This is a genomic window from Streptomyces sp. NPDC001714 (assembly GCF_042892755.1).
Classification (GTDB): domain Bacteria; phylum Actinomycetota; class Actinomycetes; order Streptomycetales; family Streptomycetaceae; genus Streptomyces.
Genome location: NZ_JBIAUL010000009.1, coordinates 181,163 through 201,711 on the forward strand (window position 1 = coordinate 181,163; position 20,549 = coordinate 201,711).

Below are 20,549 nucleotides of genomic sequence, written 5' to 3' on the forward strand. Positions count from 1 at the left end.
GGCAGCTCCGGGGTGCCCTCGAAGGCGAAATACGCCCTTCGCGTCGGAGTCGGTGAGGTGGTAGGCGACCTCGCGGCCCTGCAACAGCACGTTCAGCGGCACGACCGCGGCGCCGGCCTTGAGGATGCCGAAGTAGATGCTGGAGAATCGGGGCAGGACAGCGCGACCTTGTCCCCGGGCTGGATCCCGCGCGAGACGAGCAGGTTCGCCACCCGGTTGGCCGCGGCGTCGAGGGCCTCGTACGTGATGCGGTCGTCGACGAAGACGATCGCGGTGCGTTCCGGGTAGCGGGACGCGAATCCGTCAGCAGTCGTGACGCGTTGCGGCTCAAGCCGTGCATCGTCGTTCTTCGGGGTCTTCGGGCGGGTGGTCAGGGTCCAGTGGTGGGGGTCTGGACGAAGGCCGGAGGCGGCACGAAGCCGTCTACTTCCCGGCCCAGCAGGGCGGCGAACTCGATGGTGGTGAGATCGCCCCCGCTAGGGCCCATGGCCTGCAGACCGATGGGCAGTCCGCTCCTGCCTCGGCGCACCGGGATGGTCGTCGCCGGCCCCCCGGAGACGTTGGCGACGGCGCTCCACTTGACCTGGTCCCAGTAAGGGCGTCGCACACCTTCGACTTCGAATGGCCGCCCGAACCAGTCGATCAGCTTGTTGTGGTGGGCGGGGGCGGCCGTCGGGGTGACCGGCATGAGCACGATGTCGAAGTCCTGGAAGAACTCGAACCATCGTTGCCGGATCTCATTGCGCACCATGTGGGCCTGCAGCCAGTGATAGTGGGACTGGAAGGTTCCGATCAGGGCGGGACCGGCGTCACCCCGCGGGTGCTGGACGAACCGGGCCAGCACCGCGGCGCTGGAGGCAGGAGCGAGGCCGGTGCGGTCGCCCGCGCCGAAGAGCAGGGGCTGGAAAGCCTTCCCGTGATTCGTCGCGATGTCGACAGGGAGGCCGGCGGGCTGGACCGTGATCTTCGCGCCGGCCGCCCGCAGCACAGTGACTGCATCGTCCACGGCTGCCGCGACGTCGCTGTCGACGGGACACGCGGGATCCTCACTCCAGACGGCGACCCGGAAGTCGGCGAGCTTGGTCGCGCGCGGCGGTGCGAGTGTGTAGCTGAAACCGCCGTCGTAGTCGGCGGGCCCGACCGTTGCCCGCAAGATCGGGACGAGGTCACGGGCGTCGCGGACCTGCGCGCCGCCGCAGCCCATGTCGGCCTCGGTCCATCGTCCCGGGCCCGGGCCGTAGGGCACATGCCCGATGAGGGGTATGGACCGCCAGGTCGACTTGTGCCCGTACAGGCCGTTGAAGTGGGACGGGATCCTGGTCGATCCGCCGATTTCCGAGCCGAAGTCGAACGCCGTGAGGCCCACGGCGGTGGCGACGGCGCCGCCCCCGGCGGATCCGCCCGAGGTACGGGTCGTGTCCCACGGGTTCGATGTAGGACCGAACACCGGGTTGTCGGCCTGGACGTCCTGGTTGCCCGGAGGCATGTTGCTCTTCCCCATGATCACGGCACCGGCCGAACGCAGCCGTTTGACCGCCTCGGCGTCGTGGTCGGGCACGTAGTCCTTGAGGTCTGTTCGCCCGCAGACAGTGCGCATCCCGGCTGTCTCGAAGCTGTCCTTGACCGTGATCGGCACACCGTGCAGAGGACCGAGGTCTCGCCCGGCCGCCCGCGCGGCGTCCGCTTCCCCGGCCTCGCGACGGGCCCGCTCGGGGTCAAGGGTCACCACCGCGTTCAACGCGGTGTTATGGGTGGCGATCCGCTCAAGATAGAGCTCGACGAGTTCTCGGCTCGAGATCTCACCCGCGGCCAGCGCGCGTGACTGCTCCACTGCGGGCTGGAAGGGGACCTCACTCACGGCATGCCTCATCTCTGACTCTGACGGCGCCATCAAATGTGAGTCATAGCATTACATTCGACAGACCATAGGCTCGGGATGACGTGCAAGGCAATGGCCCTGCGGAATGAACGGAGGATCCTGTGGCATCAAGGGACGACCTCGTCGCCAACGTCGTCGTGGAGGAGCTACGCATGCAGGCGGCGCGGTACGGCACTCTGCGGCCCGGCTGCCCGGGACTCGAGGATCTCGTTCTCGGCTATCTGTCGCCCGAGCACCGGGACCAGTGCGGCGTCGGATGTCCCTCCGGGCCCTGCTCGACTAGTTCGACCGCTGCGAAGGCCTAGGTCGCTGCAGCTGTCCCGCGCCGCCTTCGACTCGAAGCTCGCCGATGAGGTCCTCGAGAAGGGCATTGAGAAGGGCATCGAGAAGGGCATCGAGAACGCTCTCGCGTTCATCGACTGAGCAGTGTGGGATCAGGCCGGATCGACGAATATGTCGAGCGCGAGATCACCTTCGAAGTCGGCAGGGCTGTAGACAGACAGGTCGGTGACGCCCTCGTCCGACAGGACCTCGTCGTCGATGAACAGGTTGGCGGTGCACTTCCGCGCGTCACGCGTGAGGATGGCGTACGCGGCGTCAGCCATGATCCGCGGACTACGGGCTTGTCCGGCGCCGCCGACCACGTTGCGCACGGCGGCTGTGTCGATCAGGGTCCGCGGCCACAACGAGTTGGCGGCGATGCCGTCGGCGGCGAGCTCCTCGGCGAGCCCGATGGTGCACAGACTCATGCCGTACTTCGACAGCGTGTAACCGAGGTGCTTCCCCACCCAGTGCGGCGCGAGGTTCAACGGCGGGGAGAGCGTGAGGATATGCGGGTTGCCCGCTTTGCGCAGGTGCGGGATAGCGGCCTTGCTCAGCAGGAACGTGCCGCGCGTGTTGATGTCCTGCATCAGGTCGTACCGCTTCATCTCCAGCTGCTCCGACGACGACAGGTCGATGGCGCTGGCGTTGTTCACCACGATGTCTATGCCACCGAAGGCGCTGACCGCCGCGTTGACAGCGGTGCGCACATCGTCCTCGTCGCGGACGTCACCGACGACGGCCAGCCCCTTGCCGCCCGCGCGCTCAATCTCGTCAACGGCGGTGTGGACCGTGCCTTCGAGCTTCGGATGCGGCACGGCGGTCTTGGCGAGCATCACCACGTTCGCACCGTCGCGAGCCGCGCGCAGAGCGATGGCGAGTCCGATGCCGCGGCTGCCTCCCGACATCAGGATGGTCTTGTCGGCCAGCGTCTGTGTCATGGTCGAACCTCCAAAATAGATTGTCGAACTAATGGTACGTGGTGCTAATGGTATCTTCCCCGTATGACTTCCACTCCCACACGCCAGATCGACCGGCTCTACCACGAGCTCCTCGCCCCCAAAGAGACACAGTCCGTTCGCGCTGCCGTGCGCCGGATCGCAGAGCACGAAGTGGCTCCCCACGCCGTGGCGATCGCGGGGGGCGACGAGCGCACGGACGGCTTTCCCCGGCATGTGTTTGACGCGCTTGCGTCGGCGGGCGTCTTCCGGATCCCCTTCCCCAGCGAGGTCGGCGGCGACGGTCTGACCCATCCGGCGAGCGCCACCGCCGCGGCCATCGAGGAACTGGCCTACTACTCCAGCAGCGTCGCGGCCGTCTTCGACGTGCACTGCATCCTGGCGGGCAACGCCCTGCGGCAGGGCACCGAGGAGCAGCAGCAGCGATGGCTGCGAAAGGTCGCGGAGGGCTCAGTGGTCGGCGCGTTCGCCACCACCGAGCCGAACGCCTCAAGTGACCTGTCTCCGCAGGCGGTTCAGACCGAGGCGATACGCACCGAGGCCGGCTGGGTGCTGAACGGCCACAAGCGGTGGATCTCCAACTCGCCCGTCGCCGGGTTCGTGGTGGTTCTCGCCCGCACCGGCACCCGGCTGAGCATGTTCATCGTCGACACGGCACTTCCCGGAGTGGAAGTCGGCCTTCCAGACCGCAAGATGGGCAACCGCGGCCAGCTCACCGCGGACATCCGCTTCACGGATGTGCACCTGACCGACGACGACCTTCTCGGTGGCGCCGAGGGACACGGACTACGCCATGCGCTGTCCACTCTGACCTACGGCCGGATCGGTATCGCGGCTGCCGGGGTCGGAATGGCGCAGGCCGCCTTCGACCACACCGTGGCCCACCTGTCGACGCGACACGCCTTCGGCAAGCCGGTGGCCGCCAACCAGCACTGGCAGTTCCTGCTCGCCGAACGGGCCACCGAGATCGAGAACGCCCGCACCCTCTACACCAAGGCCGCCCTGCGCCTGGACGCGGGCAACCCGTCCCCGGAGCCCGAGGCCGCGATGGCGAAGTACTACGCCACCAAGCTGTCGGTGGACATGGCGCGCGACGCCGTCCAGGCCTTCGGAGGCCTCGGCTTCGCGCGCGAACTGGGTGCCGACGGCAGCCCCGGACCCGTCGAGGCGATCTACCGGGACAGCAAGATCGGCGAAATCTATGAGGGCACCAACGAGATCCAGAAGTGGGTCATAGCCCGGCAGATCTTCGGTCGGGCCATCGTCGGCTGACCACCCAGGACGCACCGGCCGTAAGCCGGCGGAAGGTGGGGAATCCCGCCGGCCTGCAGTGGTCCTGGTGCCTCGGGCGTTCTCGTACGATGGACAGGACCATACGTACGACTAACCATGGGCGGGATAAACAATGTCCGAGGCTCCGCTGGTTCCGGGGACAGTGGCCGAACACACCATCTGCCTGCTGGTCAAACTCGGGCAGGTGGCGTTCAGGATCGCCGAGGACGGCATCGGCGGGACCGGCTTGCGGGTGCGGCATTACAGCGTCCTGCAGGCTTTGGCGGACAACGGTGCCATGCCGCAACTGGCACTTGGCTCGTTCCTGCGCATCGACCCCGCGACGATGGTGACGAGTCTCGACGACCTGGAGCGCGCCGGATACGCGGAGCGGACACGAGATCCGCAGGATCGTCGCCGCTACGCCGTGGACATCACCGCCGAAGGGCGCAAGGTCCTGGCCCACCTCAACCACACACTCGTCGATCTCGACGGCGAAATCCTCGCAGACCTGGGTGCCACGGAACGGCAGTCGCTTCACGTCCTGCTGGGCAGTCTCGCGGCAAGTCCCACTCTGACCTCCCTGTTCGACACCGTCCGGGAGCAGAACGGTGGGAAACGGGCTTAACGGCTCTAGGGGATCGCCCCGGGGTATTGCGCTATGCCCCGGTTCTGGCGAAGTTGGCTTGCCGGGCCGTATGCCATCCGGCGGTCTCCGGCGGACTCGTTGTGGTGGGCAGGGGGCGCCCTGTTCGTAGGCCATGCGTCAATTGGGTCGAGCATGGGGCAACACCCGAGTCGCTGACCGTGATCGAGGTGTTCGTTCCCGGCAGGTGCGTCACCACGTTCGCCGAGCGGTTTGTGTGGTGGGCTCGGAGGGTTGGGCGACCGGGCTCCACGAAAAGTGCGCCGGTCGGCAGACTGAGTCTGGAGGGGCACGCGCTCGTCCCCGTCGAGGGGGGGACGTCGTCTACAACGGCGTGCACCTCTCGCTCGCGGAATCCGAGGGTGGTGGCCGCGACGCGCGAAGGGCACCCCGCCAAGTGAAGGCGCTCGGAGTGGAGTTCGTGGTGGCCGGCCACCAAGACCCGGCCCGCCCGGACGACGCGGCCCACATCGGCCGCACGAGGCGCTACCTCGACGCTGCGGACCGGCAACTGAAGAACTCCACCACAACGATGGAGTTCTTTGAGGGGATGACGGGTTTCCACCCCGAGTGCATCAACCCGGGCGTGCTGTGGTCGGGAGCCCTCACGCTTTTGTCCGGCGACTAGGTTCAGCAGTGCTGATACCCCAGTCCCTCACCTACTCGGCCAACCGTTCCTGCCCAGGAGGTCGAAGACGCGCGTTGTCCCTCTGCTTCGCCAACGATCGACACGATGGGGCTGTGACGGATGGGTGGGATCTGCCACGGACCGCCACACGGCACCGTCGCGCACCAGGCACACGAAGCGGAACGGAGAATGACGTCGACGGCAGGGGCCGTCGGCGGCAGGATCCGCGGCTCAGGCCATAGGCACGGCGGGCTGGACGACGAGGGAGACGTCACCGCGCACTCTCTACACGCACTTCCCCAGTAAGGACGAGCTGGTCGGGGCATACCTGCGGTCCCTGGGCGACGACCTCCTCCCCGTCCCCCCGCCGTCCGCCCCACCGACCTCGAGCCCGCGTGAGCAATTGCTCGCCGTCTTCGACTGGAAGCCGCCGGAAACCACCGCTCCGTTCCGGGGGTGCCCGTTCCTGAACGTCAGCGTTGAAGTACCCGACCCTGGGCATTCCGCCCACCAACTGGCCGCGGCGTACAAGGGCGAGTTCGCCCGCCGCCTCTCGGACATCGCACGGCAGGCCGGGGCCGCGGATCCGGAAACCCTCGGTGAGCGACTGGCACTGCTCTTCGACGGCGCGGCCGCACGCGGCACCGCCCTCAACAGCAGCCACACCGCCGCGTGCGCGCGATCCATCGCAGAGTCGTTGATCGACGCAGCCCTCGCCGAGGTCGGCAACCTCCCTGGAAATGCCGACGCAACCAGGTAGGGGTGTAGAGCTGGTCCCGTAGGTGACGCCGTTCCGGCAGTCAGCCGGTCACCGTCGCTGCCCTCAGCGAGCCATGGCCGCTCTGTTGCGGTGGACCGCACCTCGTGGCATTGGCGGGTGTCGACTGCGGGCTGCGGGTCTGTACGGTGAGTGGTGTAACTCCCGAGCTGGAAGCGACAGTTGATGACTGACGGGACGAGTGACACCGAGGCCGGGAAGGCCGCTTCGAGCGGGACAAGCGCCGTGGATGACGGGCTGGTCGCCGAGTTGGTTGCCCGGGCTCAGGCCGGTGGCGTGAAGCTCACCGGGGAGGGCGGCCTCCTGCAGCAGCTGACCAAGCGGGTGCTGGAGTCCGCGCTGGATGGTGAGCTCACTGATCATCTGGGGCACGAGCCCGGTGAGCGGGCCGAGGGCGGTCGGGAGAACTACCGTAACGGGCACCGGTCCAAGACGGTGATCACCGAGTCGGGGCCGGTCGAGATCGCGGTGCCGCGGGACAGGGCTGGATCGTTCGAACCGCAGCTGGTCAGGAAGCGGCAGCGGCGTCTGGGCGGGGTGGACGAGATGGTCCTGTCCCTGTCGGCGAAAGGGCTCACGCACGGGGAGATCTCTGCGCATCTCGCCGAGGTGTACGGCGCGGAAGTTTCCAAGTCCACGATCTCCACGATCACCGACAGTGTGATGGCCGGCATGACGGAATGGCAGAACCGTCCGCTGGACAGCGTCTATCCGGTCGTCTTCATCGACTGTGTGAACGTGAAGGTCAGGGACGGGCAGGTCGCCAACCGGCCCGTCTACATGGCGGTCGCCGTCACCGCCGAGGGACACCGGGACATCCTGGGCCTGTGGATCGGTGACGGCGGGGAGGGCGCGAAGTACTGGTTGCAGGTCCTGACCGAGATCAAGAACCGCGGCGCGGCCGATGTCCTGATGCTGGTCTGCGACGGCCTGACCGGCCTCCCGGACGCCGTGAATACCGTCTGGCCTGCGACGATCGTCCAGACCTGTGTCGTTCACCTGCTGAGGAACAGCTTCCGTTACGCGTCCCGGCAGGACTGGGAGAAGATCGCGAAGGCGCTCAGGCCCGTCTACACCGCGCCGACCGAGGAGGCCGCGCTGGAGCGGTTCGTGGAGTTCACCGATGCCTGGGGCGGGAAGTATCCGGCGATCGTCCGGCTCTGGGAGGCGGCCTGGGCGGAGTTCGTGCCCTTCCTCAGGTTCGACGTGGAGATCCGCAAGATCGTCTGCACTACCAACGCGATTGAGAGCATCAACGCGCGGATCCGCAAGGCCGTCCGGGCCCGGGGGCACTTCCCCACCGACCAGGCCGCCCTCAAGTGCGTCTACCTGGCCGTCATGAGCCTGGACCCGACCGGTACCGGACGCAAACGCTGGACCATGCGCTGGAAGGCCGCACTCCAAGCCTTCGACATCACCTTCGACGGCCGGCTCACCGCCGGACGCCGCTGAACAAAACCGACCGAGTTCCACCGTTCGCTACACAGACCCCTTCCAGGCTGCAGCGCCTTACCAGGGTCCCGAACGGCTGTGGACCGTCTTCTGCCGCCAGAAGCAGCTGCTCCTGTAGCCGCAGTGGGTCGGTCAAGTGCCTTCGTCCGGCGGACAGCGTATCGATCAGGCCTACTACATGGTCGTGCCAACCAGCAACCACCGCGTAGTTCCACCCAGCAACCAGGGCGACCTCGGCCGCAGCGGCGAACTTGACCTCGTCCTCACGGGATGTGCTCGACGCTGCCGTTGACGCTCTGGAAGCGCAGACGGAACGGTTGAGTCAGCGCCTCCACAAGAGATCCTGAGAAGTCAGCTGCCAGAAGGAGGAGTTCCTCCTCGAAACTCTCGAAACCGTGGTGACGGTCGGTACTGACCAGATATCCAAGGCCGGGGCGATGCCACTGATCGGTACGCCAAGTGAAGCGGCGCACAGGAACACTTGAGAGCACGTCGACCTCGCCCAGGTTCCTGACGGTGCAACCGACGAGCGTCCGTCCGAAACGCCACGCCGTAGTCCACCGGGCAGTCCAGTCCGACGGCATGGCCAGTTGACTGACGGCGTCAGCTGAGATGGCATGCATTCGGGCGAGATCGTGCAATGTCGATGTGTCCGACCAGGGGACAGTAGCGCTCGATGCGCCAACTGGCGAGTGATCGAGCAGCGGGGGCTGGGGAGCCACGTCTCCGCCTTACATGCCAAGAGTGCGATGGAAATTACGAAGATCATCTTAAGGGCCTCTGGATCTTCGTAACGCCGCCTCATCGCACCGGGATACCAGGGGTGCGCCTCCCACGGTCATCACGCAGCACCCTTGCTGGGCGGTCTCAGGGAGATGTCCCGAGGTGCTGAGCCCCCCACTGATCAAGTCCAGCAAAGGCTGACGGTCCAACCAGGGGGCGCGTAGGCCGGAGGTGAGTCGCCATATGGCAGTGATCTGAGCGGGGAAGAGCGGAGGCCTCCGCGACACGCTCACCCGAGCAGCGTCGTCGGCAGATAGAAGACCGCCGCCCCGTTTTCGAGGGAGTGATCCAGCGGCCCTCTGGGAAGGATGCCGACGTGACGTCGTGGTTGGGGATGGGCCATTGGAGGCAACCGGAGGAGGAAGGGGCGTCGTCGGTGCAGGCAGGGAGGCCTTCGAATCTGTACCGATGTGCCAAGAATCCTCGGCAGACAGCTCCCCATACTGCTGAAGGTGGTTGGCAAAAGTGCAGGTCAGCGTAGTGCTCCGGAGACACCTAGCGTCTGTGGTCACACCCCCGTGACCGCCGACGCCGGCCGCCGCACGGACCGTCATGCCGGAGGCAGCCCCCGTCCCTCGCGCAGTGCCGCGAGCCGGGCCATCTGCTCGCCCATGCCGCGCGCGCCGGCCAGCGGCGTGCGGACGTGCGGCCAGACGGAGCGCACGAGGGCGACATGTCGTGCACCGCCGAGGGCTACCACGGGGTCGAGGCGCACGATGCCACGCGCGGTTGCCTGTTCCAGCAGGACCTGGCCGGTCACCGCGTCGGCAGCGCCATGAGGTGTGTCGTACGGGTCGATGACGTCGTCGAGGTCGAGGAGCCCGTGACGTGCGGAGAGAATGAGCAGCAGGCCGGGCCGGAGAGCGTCGGCCGCCTTGCGGCAGGCCCGGTGGTAGGAGCCCACGTACATGTCTGCCGAGCGCGCGGGCGAGCCGAGTTTGCGGCTGCCGCACGGGATGACGACGAGTTGTGGTCCGAAGTGGTCGAGACGGTCGTTTGCGGTCATGTCCATCGTCCTGTCTGGGGGTGCGAGGCGAGCAGTACCGGTACCGGTCGGGTGCCCTGTGTGTTGTTCCGGGGGCGGTGGGGTCAGCCCGCCGGCCGCCCCCGTCGGCGGGACCCCGGGTGCGGCCGGTAGGGGCTGACGCTCGACTCGCCGAGCATCCAGAAGCGCCAGGGATACGAAGCAGCAGGACCGCCCACCCCCGTCCGCGGCCCTCGACCGATCCGCTCGGACGGCACACCCCCGGCGGGTTCCGCGAGGAACAACTCCGCCGCCCCGTCGCATGCTGACCGCCCGTCATGACGCAGGTCGGCGATGCCCAGCGCCCGGGCGAGGTTGGCCGGGCCGCGGGCCAGATCACGCGCCCGCATCCCGGGACCCCGGCGTTCTCGGGCGACGTCGGCTCCCTCCACCACGGTGGCGGCGCGGAGCAGCACCGAAGCGGGACGCCGCCCGGGTCCGCAGACGACGTTCAGGCACCGGTGCACCGCATGCGTCCGGTACACGTAGAAGGTTCCCGGGGCTCCGAACTCCGCTCGATTGGTCCGGTTCGGGCCGCCGAACGCGTGCGAGGCGGGATCGTCCGGGCCCTCGTACGCCTCCACCTCGGTGATACGCAGCGCGGTCACGCCGCGCTGGGAGCGTGCGACGACCAGAGCCCCCAGGAGCCCGGGAGCCACCTCGACGGCGGGCCGGTCGAAGAAGTGCTCGCACAGGGCGGACCGCCCCGTCGGCGCAGCCCCCGGCCCATCGAACACCCGCAACTGCTCGTGATCGGTTCCGGCCGCGCCCGGGACCGTCCTGTTCTCCGTCAAACCACTGCCTTCCGTGAGGATTCCGGGGCGCCGGAACCGGCGCCCCCACGGGCCCAGCGCTCTCCGCGCATCGCTCCATGGCCGTAGAAGCAGCCGTGGGGCGCTCGGATACGGACATTCGTGCCGGGCGCCCACGACGCAGGGCGTCAGGAGCGTGCGCCGTCGCCCGCCGTGTGGGTGGTGCGGAAGCGGGCCCGGTAGGCCCCCGGTGTGATGCCCAGGTTGCGTGTGAAGGCGCGGCGCAGTGACTCGGGTGACCCGAAGCCGGTGCGCCGGGCCACCGTGGCCATGGGGTCGTCGCCGTCCTCCAGCATCGCCCGGGCGGCTTCCATGCGGACCTGCTCGACGTAGCGGGCGGGGGTCGTGTTCATCTCCTCGTGGAACAGGCGTGACATGTGGCGGGTGCTCACACCCGCCCGGCGGGCCATGGCGGCAAGGGTGTGCGGGGCGGACGGGTCCTCGGCGACCGTGTCCAGGACCCGGCGCAGCATCTCCTGTCTCGCGCGCGGTGTGTGGGTGCGGACACTGAACTGGGACTGGCCTCCCGGTCGCTGCATGAACACGACCATGTCCTTGGCCACGGCGCGGGCGACATCGGCGCCGAGGTGCTCCTCGACCAGGGCGAGCGAGAGGTCGATGCCCGAGCTGACGCCGGCCGAGGTCATGATGTGGCCGTCGCGCACGAACAGGGCGTCCGCCTCCACGGTCACCCGCGGATAGCGCAGGGCCAGCTGGTCGGCGAAACGCCAGTGCGTGGTCGCCCGGCGGCCGTCGAGCAGTCCTGCCGCGGCGAGGAGGAAGGCCCCGGTGCAGATGGACGCGGTGCGGCAGCCGAGTGCGTCGAGCGCCCCTATGGCGTCCAGCAGGGCGTCGTCCTTGACGAGGGACGGCCACTCGGGGCCGCCGGGGATGACCACCACGTCGCTGGCCTCGTGCACCTGCGCGGCAGCCAGGTCGACGCGCAGTCCGGTCCCCGCTGCGGTGACCACGTCGGCGCCGTCGGGGGAGACCGTGCGCACGCGGTAACGGCCGCCGAAATCGTTGGCCGTCGTGAACACCTCGATCGGGCCGGTGACGTCGAGCAGCCGTACGCCCGGGAAGACCAGCACGGTCACCAGGAGCGGCTTCCTGCCTGACGGACTGTCCTTCATCGTGTGCCTCCCGGTCGGACGGTGACCCACGGCAGAGGACACCATCATCCGTCGTGTGCCGAGGTGCCGGGTGCCGGCGCCTCACCCGCCATCAGCGGTTGCCTGCGGTCGCGTCATGGCCGCACCTGCGGCCACAACACGCTCGGATGAGGACATCGGGATGTCCGCCCGACACCCGGCAGGGCCTGCCCGGTGCCCGATGTCCTGGTGTGAGGGCGTCACGGCGCGTGCCGTGCTGTGGCCGGAGCGGCGTTCGTCCGTAGCGTCGGGGCCGCCAACAGGCCGCCGGTCTCCGTGGCGGCCCGAGGGCTGTCGGCTGCGGTCCGGCCGGTCACCGTCGCTGATCGAGGACGGTGACGCATCCGACACGAGAAGAGAAGGCGTTCCGAGCCGTGACACCGCCCCGCAGTCCCCGTCGAACAGTCCCGTCCCGGATCGGCCCGGCACCGGGACCGTCCGCGCAGGTCCGTGACCAGCCGCAGGAGGCCGCCGACAGGGAGCGGGGCGGGCTCGGTCCCGGCTGGTTCGCGGCCGTCATGGGCAGCGGGATCGTCGCCGTCGCGGCCGCCACCCTGCCGCGCGGTTTCCCCGGGCTCGAGGCGGCCGCCACGGTGGTCTGGGCGGGGACGGCGCTGCTGCTGATCGTGCTCGCCGGCACCTACGCCTGGCAGCGCAGGCTGCGGACGCATGCCGGAGACCCGGCACTGGCGCAGTTCTTCGGGGCGCCGCCGATGGCGCTGCTCATCGTCGGGGCCGGGACGCTGCTGCTCGGCCGGCGGCTGGTCGGGGAGCGCGCTGCGGTCGATGCGGACTGGGTGCTGTGGTCGGCCGGTACGGTGCTGGGCCTTGTCACCGCCTGCACGATTCCGTATCTGATGGTCACGCGGCACCGGTTCACGCCGGACGCGGCGTTCGGTGGCTGGCTGCTGCCGGTGGTGCCGCCGATGGTCTCCGCCGCGACGGGCGCGCTGCTCGTCCCGCGGGCTCGGGCCGGGCAGGTGCGGCTGGCCCTGCTGCTGGGCTGCTATGCGATGCTCGGGCTCGGGCTGGTCGCGGTCCTGCTGGTGCTGGCCATGGTCTACAGCCGCCTGGTGCACCACGAGGCGCCCGGTGGTGCGGTGGTGCCCACGGTGTGGATCGGAGTGGGAGCGCTGGACCAGGCGGTGACGGCACTGTCGTCGCTGGCCACCGCCGCGCCGAGCGCACTGCCCGACCCGTACGCGCGCGGGAGCGCGGTGGTGGCGCTGCTGGGCGGGCTCGGGATCTGGGGCTTCGCCCTGCTGTGGCTGGTGCTGGCCACGGCGCTGACCGTGCGGGAGATCCGCAGGGGACTGCCCTTCGCGCCCACCTGGTGGTCCTTCATCTTTCCCCTCGGCGCCTGCGTCACCGGCACCAGCGCTCTCGCCACCCGTACCGGTTCGCAGCTGTTCGTCTGCGCCGCCGTCGCCCTGTACGCCCTGCTCGTCGCCGCCTGGGCGGTGGTCGCCCGGTACTCGCTGAGCCATGCCGTCCGGCAGCGTGCGCGCGTCCGGCGGTGACAGGGCCCGTGTACCGCCCCGCATGACACGGACCCGGCGCGAACCCGTGCCTACGGCAGCGTTCCGGGCGCCGCCGGGGCCGTGCTCCGCGGCCGGGCGGTCCGTCCCGCACCCGCGGGTCCGGGCGTGGCCGTGAGGCCGGCCCGGAGCTCGGCGACGACCATGGCGGCGAACACGACAGCCCAGAACACCGCGGCGATCCAGACCTCCCAGCGGCCCGCGCTCGTCATCCACGGGGTTGCGGTGGCGCGTCCCAGCTCGTGCGTGGTGACCGCGTACATGCCGACCGGGAAGACGAGGTTCCACCAGCCGAGCTCGTAGCGCAGCGGGATGCGGCGCAGCGCGTGCCGCCATACGCCCAGGGCCAGCAGGAGCGGGATCAGCCAGCTCGAGAAGGCCCACAGGACGACGGACGTCCCGATGAGGAGCGGACGGGCCAGCATGGTGCTGCCGGGCGGGAGCGCGATCAGCCGGACCCCGGCCAGCACGGCGATCGCCGCCGCCCCCATGAAGATCCATACGGAGGTCATGAGGCCTTCCGGCTGCACCGGCCGGACCAGCAGCCGGGCCAGGACCAGCGCGGCGGTCAGCAGGTACTGCACCAGACCGACGGCCCAGCACACCACCGCCAGTACGGCCAGTGCGTGCCCCGGGGTCACCCGGGCCAGCGAGGCCGCCGCGACCGCGACCGACTCCGATCCCACGGCCCACAGGAACCAGGTGCCGTTCACCTGGTCGAGCGAGGGGCCCCGCCTCAGGGTGGTGACGAGCGCCAGCGGGACGCCGTAGTCCAGCGCCACCCACCCCAGCGTCCCGAACGCCAGGAACGCCCCGGCGACCGTGGTGTGACCGTCCGGCACGAACCGTGCGGCCAGCACGTTCGAGGAGATCGCGAAGGTGAGGAACGCGAAGGCACGCGGTCCGAGGAGATCCGCGACGAACCGCTCGCGCCGGCGCAGCAGCCGCCAGCCGTAGGCGGGCACCAGGAGCGCGAAACCGGCCAGGGCCACCCACAGCAGTGCGGCGGAGGCGGTGCGGGCGCCGTTGACGTACAGGGCTGTGGAGACGATGCCGGTGCCCATGACGAACGCCAGCGCGCCCGGGTTGAGGCCGGCCACCGCGTCGGACAGGGCCGCGCGGCGTCCGGACGCCTGCGGACCGGGAGCGGCCCGTCCGGGCCGGGGAGGAACGGCAGGCGGACGCCGCTGATCGTGGGGGCCGGGTTCGGTGAGCCATTCGGCCAGGACCGAGGTATGGCCGTGGTCCACGTCCCGGGTGGCGGTCAGCAGGGTGAGGCTGTGGTGTCCGGCCAGGTCCCGGAGCCGGGCGGCCGCGTACCGGTGCCGTTGATCGCCCAGTTCAGTGCGGTAGCGGCGCCGGAACTCACCGAACTGCCGGGGGTTGTGGCCGTACCAGCGCTGCAGCTCGACGGAGGGTGCGACCTCCCGCAGCCATTCGTCGAACGGTGCGCCCTGCCGGCGCATGCCTTCCGGCCAGACCCGGTCGACCAGCACGCGCTCGCCGGCCTCGCCGTCCACGCTCGGCGGCTGCTCGTCGATTCTGCGGCAGATGATCCTGGCCATGACCCGTCCTCCGGCCGTTTCCGAGGTAGTGGCATTTTACCGAGATGAGAATTTCGTTGCCTTTTTGCCGCGGGGTGGGCCGGTTCCCTCGTCACCGGTGGTGGCCGGCACGCACCGCGCGAGCCGCTGTCACCGGAAGGCCGATGTCACGAGAGTCCTCTGCTCCACGGCATGCCGGCGGGCCGAGCCGACCGCGGGGGCAGGCGCCTCGGGCCGGCCCACGTACGCCACGGCGCGTCGGGTCAGCCGGTGCAGACGTGGCGCGACGAACGACCACGCACCCTGGTTCTCCGGCTCCTCCTGCACCCACCGCACATCCGCGGCCGCAGGGAAGCGGGCGAGTTCCGCCGCGAGCTCCTCGTCGGGGAACGGGTAGAGGCGCTCCACGCGGACGATCGCCGTGTCGGCCGAGCCCGCGGCGTGCCGGTGGGAGTCGAGGTCGTAGAAGACCTTGCCCGAGCACAGCAGCACGCGCGTGACCCGGGCCGGGTCCGTCGTGTCGGCCGGCAGGACCGGGCGGAAGCCACCCCGGGTGAACTCGGCCAGGGCGGAGACGGCCGCCTTCGACCGCAGCATCGACTTCGGGGTGAGGACCACCAGCGGCCTGCGGCCGTCCAGCGCCTGCTGCCTGAGCAGATGGAAGTAGTTGCCGGGCAGCGACGGCATGGCCACGGTCATGTTGTCCTGTGCGCACAACTGCAGGAAGCGCTCGATCCGGGCGGAGGAGTGGTCCGGGCCCTGTCCCTCCAGGCCGTGGGGCAGCAGCAGTGTCACCGCGGAGCGCTGACCCCACTTCTGCTCGGACGAGGCGATGTACTCGTCGACGACCGTCTGCGCGCCGTTGGCGAAGTCGCCGAACTGGGCCTCCCACAGCACCAGGGCTTCGGGACGGGCCTGCGCGTAGCCGTACTCGAAGGCCAGCGCCGCCAGTTCGGACAGCATCGAGTCGTACGGTGCGAAGCTCGCGGCACGCGGGCCGAGGGAGCCCAGCGGAGTGTGCTCCGCGCCGGTGCGCCGGTCGGTCAGTACGGCGTGGCGCTGGCCGAAGGTGCCGCGCCGCGAGTCCTGCCCGGCCAGCCGCACCGGGACCCCCTCCAGCAGCAGTGAGCCGATCGCGAGTGTCTCCGCGGTGGCCCAGTCGACCGTGCCGGCGTCGAGCGTCTCCGCACGCCGGCGGAGCTGCGGCAGGACCCGCGGGTGCACGGTGAAACCCCGGGGCAGGCCGGTCTGTGACGCGATGACCTGCCGGGCCGTCGCCTCGTCGATCGCGGTCGCCGTGCGCTGGGCGGGCGCCTGGCCGGCTCCGGTTCGAGGAAGGTCTTCGTCCGGTGCGGGGACGGGCAGCTCCCGGGTCTCGGCGAAGGCCCGTTCGAGATGATCCCGGTAGTCGCGGCGGGCGCTGTCCACCTGCCGCTCGCCGATGTCCCCGCGGCGTACCAGGGCGTCGGCGTACAGCGTGCGCACCGAAGCCCTGGCGTCGATGCGGTCGTACATCACGGGCTGGGTGATGGACGGGTCGTCGACCTCGCTGTGCCCGTGGCGCCGGTAGCAGATCAGATCGATCACGACGTCCTTGTGGAACTCCCGGCGGTAGTCGAAGGCCAGCCGTGCGACGCGGTCGACGGCCTCCGGGTCGTCGCCGTTGACGTGGAGGATCGGGGCCTCGACCATCCGCGCCACATCGGTGGCGTACGTGCCCGAACGGCCGTTGGCGGGCAGCGTGGTGAAGCCGAGCTGGTTGTTGACGACCACGTGGACCGTCCCGCCCGTGCGGTAGCCCGGTAGCTGCGACATGTTCAGGGTCTCGGCGACCACGCCCTGGCCGGCGAAGGCCGCGTCGCCGTGGACGACGACCGGCAGCACGGGGAATGAGGCGGCATGGTCCGCGGCCTTGTCCTGTTTGGCGCGCACCACCCCCTGGGCCACCGGCCCCACGATCTCCAGGTGCGAGGGGTTCGCCACGACCGAGACGGCGATCGTGCCGCCGTCGAGGGCGTGGTAGGTGCCCTCCGCGCCCAGGTGGTACTTCACGTCCCCTGATCCCTGCACGGACCGGATGTCCACCGCGTCCTCGAACTCGTGGAAGAGCTGCGCATAGGACTTGCCGACGATGTTGGCCAGCACGTTGAGCCGGCCGCGGTGCGCCATACCGATGACGGCTTCCCGCACACCGTCCTTGATCGCGCGGTGCAGCAGCGCGTCGAGCAGCACGATCGCCGACTCGCCGCCCTCGAGCGAGTAGCGCTTGTGGCCCACGTACTTGGTCTGCAGGAACGTCTCGAAGGCTTCCGCCGCCCCCAGCCGGTAGAGGATCTGCAGTTGTCCGGCCCGATCCGGCCGGCGCTGCGGGCCCTCGGCCCTCTGCTGGATCCAGCGGCGTTCACCGGAGTCCTGGATGTGCATGTACTCGAAGCCGACGGAGCGGCAGTAGAACTCCCGCAGGGCGTCCAGCACGTCCTTGAGACGCATCGTGGCGTGCCCGGCGAATCCGTCGACGGCGAACTCCTCCGCTCCGTCCTCGTCGTGGAGCCCGAATGCCGTGAGGTCGAGCTCCGGATGCCCGGCGGCCGGCCGCGGCGTGAGCGGGTCCGTGTCGGCCACCAGGTGGCCGCGCACCCGGTACGCGTGGATGAGCGCCGCGACGCGCACCGCCCTGACGGCCGCGTCGTCCCTGCCGTCACGTCCGGCCGCCGTGGCGGTGCGTACCCGCTGGGCCGGGACGGAGGCCCGGACGGCAAAGAAATCCCGCCACGTCTGGTCCACCGAGGCGGGGTCGTGCAGGTACTGCCGCCACTGCTCGTCCACGACCCATGCGTTGAGCCCGAACTCCAGGGCCTGGGGCACCGGCCGACCGGTGCGTGACTGCGACTCCACAGCGAAGAACGCCTTCTTTCCTCATTCGGAGTTGAGCCGGCCGAAGGGATCAGTTCCGGAGCGATCCCTTCGACCACATCGCACCGGCAACGCTAGGACGCCGTGAAGGTCGTGACGGACACGAAGATATGACGCAACTGCCTCATATTCGGACATCATGGTGGGGCATCGGGGCGCATGGTCCCGGCGGTCCCGGCGCCTACGGCGCGGCCGTCCCGGTGCGGTAGAACTCGGCCGCGGTGACGCCGGCGGGCACGCCGAGTTCGGCGGCGACCGCGGTGATCGCCTCGTCGCCGACGGTGAGGTCGGCCTGGCCGTCCGTGGTGAAGTACGGCGCGATGAAGGTGTCGTAGTGGGCTCGGGCCTCCTGCGCGGTCTGTCCGCCGAGGAACGTCCGCATGTGCCGCACCGTGGTGTCGGGGTCGTCGTGGATCACCTGGAGGGCGCGCCGGTGGGCTCGTACGACGGCCTGGACCGCGGGGGCGTCCGGTGAGATGAAGGTCGGGTCGACCGCCACGCCCACGGTGGGGATCCGGAAGTGGTCGCCGACCCAGGCCAGCACGTGCCAGCCGTGCTCGGCGGCCACCGCCTCCGGTGCCATGGTGCTGCCGACGTAGGCGGCGTCGACGCTGCCGTCGTTGAGGTGGCGCAGGTCCATGGCGTAGTCGCCGGGAGAGCGGACGACGGTCCGCACGTCGCGGTCCGGGTCGAGGCCGGCCCTGCGCAGCACGATCCGGGCGAACGCGCCGGGCGGGGTGTGCGGGGCGTGGACTGCCAGCCGTCGGCCCGCGAGGTCGGACATCGAGGTCAGGCCGGGGCGGGCCAGGAACCAGAACAGCGGGCGCTGGGTGTTGACGCTCAGCGCGACCCATGGGGTGCCGTCGGTCAGTCGTGCCAGCAGTGCCCGGCCCAGCCCGATGGTGGCGCAGTGGCGCAGCCGTTCGTCGTCCCAGGTGCAGCCGTCGCGCAGCGCGACGTGGACGCCCTCGTCGGCGTAGTAGTCCTGCTGGTCGGCGATGTAGGCCGCCAGTTCCTCGTGCAGGCCTCGTCCGACGTAGGCCAGGTCGATCGTGTGCATGAACGTTCATCCTTGATCGTCAAAGGGCGCGGCCATGGGTGCGCAGGCCCGTGGGGGCCTCAGTACATGGCCATGCCGCCGTCGACCGCGGCCGTGGTGCCGGTCATGAAGGAGTTCTCCTCGGTGGCGTAGAAGGCGACCGCCTGGGCGACGTCGGCCGGGTGGGCCAGGCGGCCCATGGGGGTGGCGGCCACCTGCCGCCGCCTCGTTGCGTCGTCGAGGACGGCGTCGGCCGTGCGGGACTCCACCGGGCCGGGTGAGACGACATTGACCGTGATGCCCTGCGGGCCGAGTTCCTGGGCCAGATACCGGGCGAACTGTTCGAGGGCGGCCTTGGAGACGCCCAGCGCGATCATGCCCGCCCGGGGCCGGCGGCTGAGTCCGGTGCCGATGTAGACGAGGCGTCCCCCGCCCCGCCCGGTCATGACCGGCAGGACGGCCTTGGTGACCGCGAACGCCGCGTGCATCTCGGCGTCGAGCTTGCCGCCCAGCTCCTCCCAGGTCATGTCCTGGAACGACTTGACCGCGTACGGGATGAGCGCGTTGTGCACGAGCACGTCGATGCCGTCCCAGGCCCCTCGGACCTGTCCGACCATCCGCTCGACGGCCGCCTCTTCGCGCACGTCGGCCTGCACGGCCATGGCCTGCCCGCCCGCGGCCTCGATGTCGGCCACGACCTCCTCGGCCGCCTTGCCGTTGCGAAGGTAGTTGACCGCCACGCGCATCCCTCGCGCGGCCAGAAGCCGCGCCGTGGCCGCGCCGATTCCGCTGCTGGCCCCCGTCACCAACGCCACCCTGCCTGTCGACCCGGTCATGGGATCACCTCCTGATCGTCGTCGCGGGCCGTCGGGACGACCGGCTGGGGTTGTTCGGCGGTGCCCCGCGCGGTGTTCGGCGCGGGCCACCAGGCCGCGTTCGAGACCGGGGTCGCGGGCGAGCCGGTGAGCCGGGGAACCACGTCGGTGACCACGGAGACCTCGTCCCGCTCGATCGCCTGGTACCAGGAGATCCATGTCTCGATCTGTTCCCCGCTCATGCCCTGCCGCCAGCGCCGTGCGAAAGCCTGCTCCAGGGTCTCGGGTTCGTAGCGGTAGGGCCGGCCGGTGGCCGCGGCGATCCGGGTGACCGCTTCGCCGAGAGTCAGGGCCTCGGGCCCGGTGACCTCGAGGGTCGCGCCGTCGTACTCCGAGCGCGGACCGTCCTGCAGGGCGACGGCCGTGATCACGTCCGCGATGTCCTCGTGGGTGACGAAGGCGGCCCGGCCTGTCGTCGCGGGGCCGCGCACGACGAGTTCCTGGTCTGCGAGGGCGGCGGGCGTCGACGCGTAGAAGCCCGCCCGCAGCACCGTGTGGCGGATCCCGGCGCCTGCCAGGAACTGCTCGGTCAGCCACTGGTCGCGGGCGTTGAGGTAGGTGGCGGTGGGCGCCGCGCCGACCAGCGACACGTACAGGACCCGCCCCACGCCGACCGCGATCGCGGCCTCGACCGCGGTGGCGTGCTCCTCCAGCCGGCGCCCCGTACGGTGTCCGGAGACCAGGATGAGGGCCGACGCACCCGCGAGCGCCCCGCGCATGCCCGCGGCGTCCGCGTAGGTGGCCGGGCCGCGTCGCCGGGCGCCCGGCAGTTCGGGCATGCGGTCGGGACTGCGTCCGACCAGGAGTTGCGGGACGCCGTGGCCGGCGAGCCGGGCCGCGATCCGGCTGCCGAGCGCACCGGTCACCCCGGTGACCGCCACCGTGGCGTGATTCTTGTCGGACATGTGTCTCCCTCCGGCCCGGGCCGCTGCCGA

18 protein-coding genes are annotated in these 20,549 nt (G+C 70.1%); 6 read left to right on the forward strand and 12 right to left on the reverse strand.

The genetic code is table 11. From position 1 onward, the window contains the following. Nucleotides 1-92: 92 nt before the first annotated feature. The 3 genes from ACFY0P_RS24520 to ACFY0P_RS24530 all read right to left on the reverse strand — a co-directional run bounded on the left by ACFY0P_RS24520 (nucleotide 93) and on the right by ACFY0P_RS24530 (nucleotide 3,141). On the reverse strand, nucleotides 93-374 hold the full coding sequence (locus ACFY0P_RS24520) for an AMP-binding protein (RefSeq protein ID WP_388917284.1): 282 nt from the start codon (nucleotides 372-374) through the stop codon (nucleotides 93-95). Further along, a complete protein-coding gene (locus tag ACFY0P_RS24525; protein WP_388916786.1) occupies nucleotides 371-1,858 on the reverse strand; it encodes an amidase in 1,488 nt (495 codons plus the stop codon). The genes ACFY0P_RS24520 and ACFY0P_RS24525 overlap by 4 nt, the downstream gene beginning before the upstream one ends. A gap of 455 nt (nucleotides 1,859-2,313) precedes the next feature. Further along, the gene (locus tag ACFY0P_RS24530) at nucleotides 2,314-3,141 is read right to left on the reverse strand and encodes an NAD(P)-dependent oxidoreductase (protein WP_055705458.1); all 828 of its coding nucleotides are present in this window, start codon (nucleotides 3,139-3,141) and stop codon (nucleotides 2,314-2,316) included. A gap of 63 nt (nucleotides 3,142-3,204) precedes the next feature. Here ACFY0P_RS24530 and ACFY0P_RS24535 point away from each other — a divergent pair, with 63 nt between their 5' ends. From ACFY0P_RS24535 to ACFY0P_RS24555, 5 genes are all read left to right on the forward strand, one after another. Continuing rightward, complete coding sequence (locus tag ACFY0P_RS24535) at nucleotides 3,205-4,431, forward strand: acyl-CoA dehydrogenase family protein (protein WP_055705457.1); 1,227 nt, start codon at nucleotides 3,205-3,207, stop codon at nucleotides 4,429-4,431. A 133-nt stretch (nucleotides 4,432-4,564) separates the two neighbouring features. Further along, nucleotides 4,565-5,059 (forward strand): MarR family winged helix-turn-helix transcriptional regulator, encoded by a 495-nt coding sequence (locus ACFY0P_RS24540; RefSeq protein WP_388916791.1) that lies wholly within the window; start codon nucleotides 4,565-4,567, stop codon nucleotides 5,057-5,059. A gap of 415 nt (nucleotides 5,060-5,474) precedes the next feature. Further along, on the forward strand, nucleotides 5,475-5,705 hold the full coding sequence (locus tag ACFY0P_RS24545; RefSeq protein WP_387861821.1) for a hypothetical protein: 231 nt from the start codon (nucleotides 5,475-5,477) through the stop codon (nucleotides 5,703-5,705). Between the two features lie 403 nt (nucleotides 5,706-6,108). Continuing rightward, nucleotides 6,109-6,465, forward strand: coding sequence for a hypothetical protein (locus ACFY0P_RS24550; RefSeq protein ID WP_388916794.1), 357 nt, complete (start codon nucleotides 6,109-6,111; stop codon nucleotides 6,463-6,465). A gap of 183 nt (nucleotides 6,466-6,648) precedes the next feature. Further along, on the forward strand, nucleotides 6,649-7,935 hold the full coding sequence (locus ACFY0P_RS24555; protein WP_388916797.1) for an IS256 family transposase: 1,287 nt from the start codon (nucleotides 6,649-6,651) through the stop codon (nucleotides 7,933-7,935). Nucleotides 7,936-8,198: 263 nt separating this feature from the next. On the opposite strand, the gene ACFY0P_RS24560 is transcribed toward ACFY0P_RS24555, so the two are convergent. The 4 genes from ACFY0P_RS24560 to ACFY0P_RS24575 form a co-directional block, all read right to left on the reverse strand. Continuing rightward, nucleotides 8,199-8,657, reverse strand: coding sequence for a hypothetical protein (locus tag ACFY0P_RS24560; protein ID WP_388916800.1), 459 nt, complete (start codon nucleotides 8,655-8,657; stop codon nucleotides 8,199-8,201). 611 nt (nucleotides 8,658-9,268) lie between these two features. Continuing rightward, a complete protein-coding gene (locus ACFY0P_RS24565) occupies nucleotides 9,269-9,724 on the reverse strand; it encodes a DUF6884 domain-containing protein (RefSeq protein WP_388916803.1) in 456 nt (151 codons plus the stop codon). A gap of 83 nt (nucleotides 9,725-9,807) precedes the next feature. After that, nucleotides 9,808-10,536 carry a DNA-3-methyladenine glycosylase gene (locus ACFY0P_RS24570; RefSeq protein ID WP_388916806.1) on the reverse strand — a complete coding sequence of 243 codons (729 nt, stop codon included), beginning with the start codon at nucleotides 10,534-10,536 and terminating at the stop codon, nucleotides 9,808-9,810. A gap of 146 nt (nucleotides 10,537-10,682) precedes the next feature. Continuing rightward, nucleotides 10,683-11,687 (reverse strand): GlxA family transcriptional regulator, encoded by a 1,005-nt coding sequence (locus tag ACFY0P_RS24575; RefSeq protein WP_388916808.1) that lies wholly within the window; start codon nucleotides 11,685-11,687, stop codon nucleotides 10,683-10,685. A gap of 392 nt (nucleotides 11,688-12,079) precedes the next feature. Here ACFY0P_RS24575 and ACFY0P_RS24580 point away from each other — a divergent pair, with 392 nt between their 5' ends. After that, a complete protein-coding gene (locus ACFY0P_RS24580) occupies nucleotides 12,080-13,225 on the forward strand; it encodes a TDT family transporter (RefSeq protein ID WP_388916810.1) in 1,146 nt (381 codons plus the stop codon). 50 nt (nucleotides 13,226-13,275) lie between these two features. On the opposite strand, the gene ACFY0P_RS24585 is transcribed toward ACFY0P_RS24580, so the two are convergent. The 5 genes from ACFY0P_RS24585 to ACFY0P_RS24605 all read right to left on the reverse strand — a co-directional run bounded on the left by ACFY0P_RS24585 (nucleotide 13,276) and on the right by ACFY0P_RS24605 (nucleotide 20,519). Then, entirely contained in the window at nucleotides 13,276-14,808 is a 1,533-nt protein-coding gene (locus ACFY0P_RS24585) for a DUF488 family protein (RefSeq protein WP_388916811.1), read from the reverse strand. Between the two features lie 129 nt (nucleotides 14,809-14,937). Next, nucleotides 14,938-17,682, reverse strand: a complete 2,745-nt coding sequence (locus ACFY0P_RS24590) for a multifunctional oxoglutarate decarboxylase/oxoglutarate dehydrogenase thiamine pyrophosphate-binding subunit/dihydrolipoyllysine-residue succinyltransferase subunit (RefSeq protein ID WP_388916813.1) — start codon at nucleotides 17,680-17,682, stop codon at nucleotides 14,938-14,940. Between the two features lie 199 nt (nucleotides 17,683-17,881). Beyond that, nucleotides 17,882-18,760, reverse strand: a complete 879-nt coding sequence (locus ACFY0P_RS24595) for an ABC transporter substrate-binding protein (protein WP_388916815.1) — start codon at nucleotides 18,758-18,760, stop codon at nucleotides 17,882-17,884. A 59-nt stretch (nucleotides 18,761-18,819) separates the two neighbouring features. After that, on the reverse strand, nucleotides 18,820-19,575 hold the full coding sequence (locus ACFY0P_RS24600; protein WP_388916816.1) for an SDR family NAD(P)-dependent oxidoreductase: 756 nt from the start codon (nucleotides 19,573-19,575) through the stop codon (nucleotides 18,820-18,822). Beyond that, the gene (locus ACFY0P_RS24605) at nucleotides 19,572-20,519 is read right to left on the reverse strand and encodes an NAD(P)H-binding protein (RefSeq protein WP_388916817.1); all 948 of its coding nucleotides are present in this window, start codon (nucleotides 20,517-20,519) and stop codon (nucleotides 19,572-19,574) included. The genes ACFY0P_RS24600 and ACFY0P_RS24605 overlap by 4 nt, the downstream gene beginning before the upstream one ends. Nucleotides 20,520-20,549: the final 30 nt, after the last annotated feature.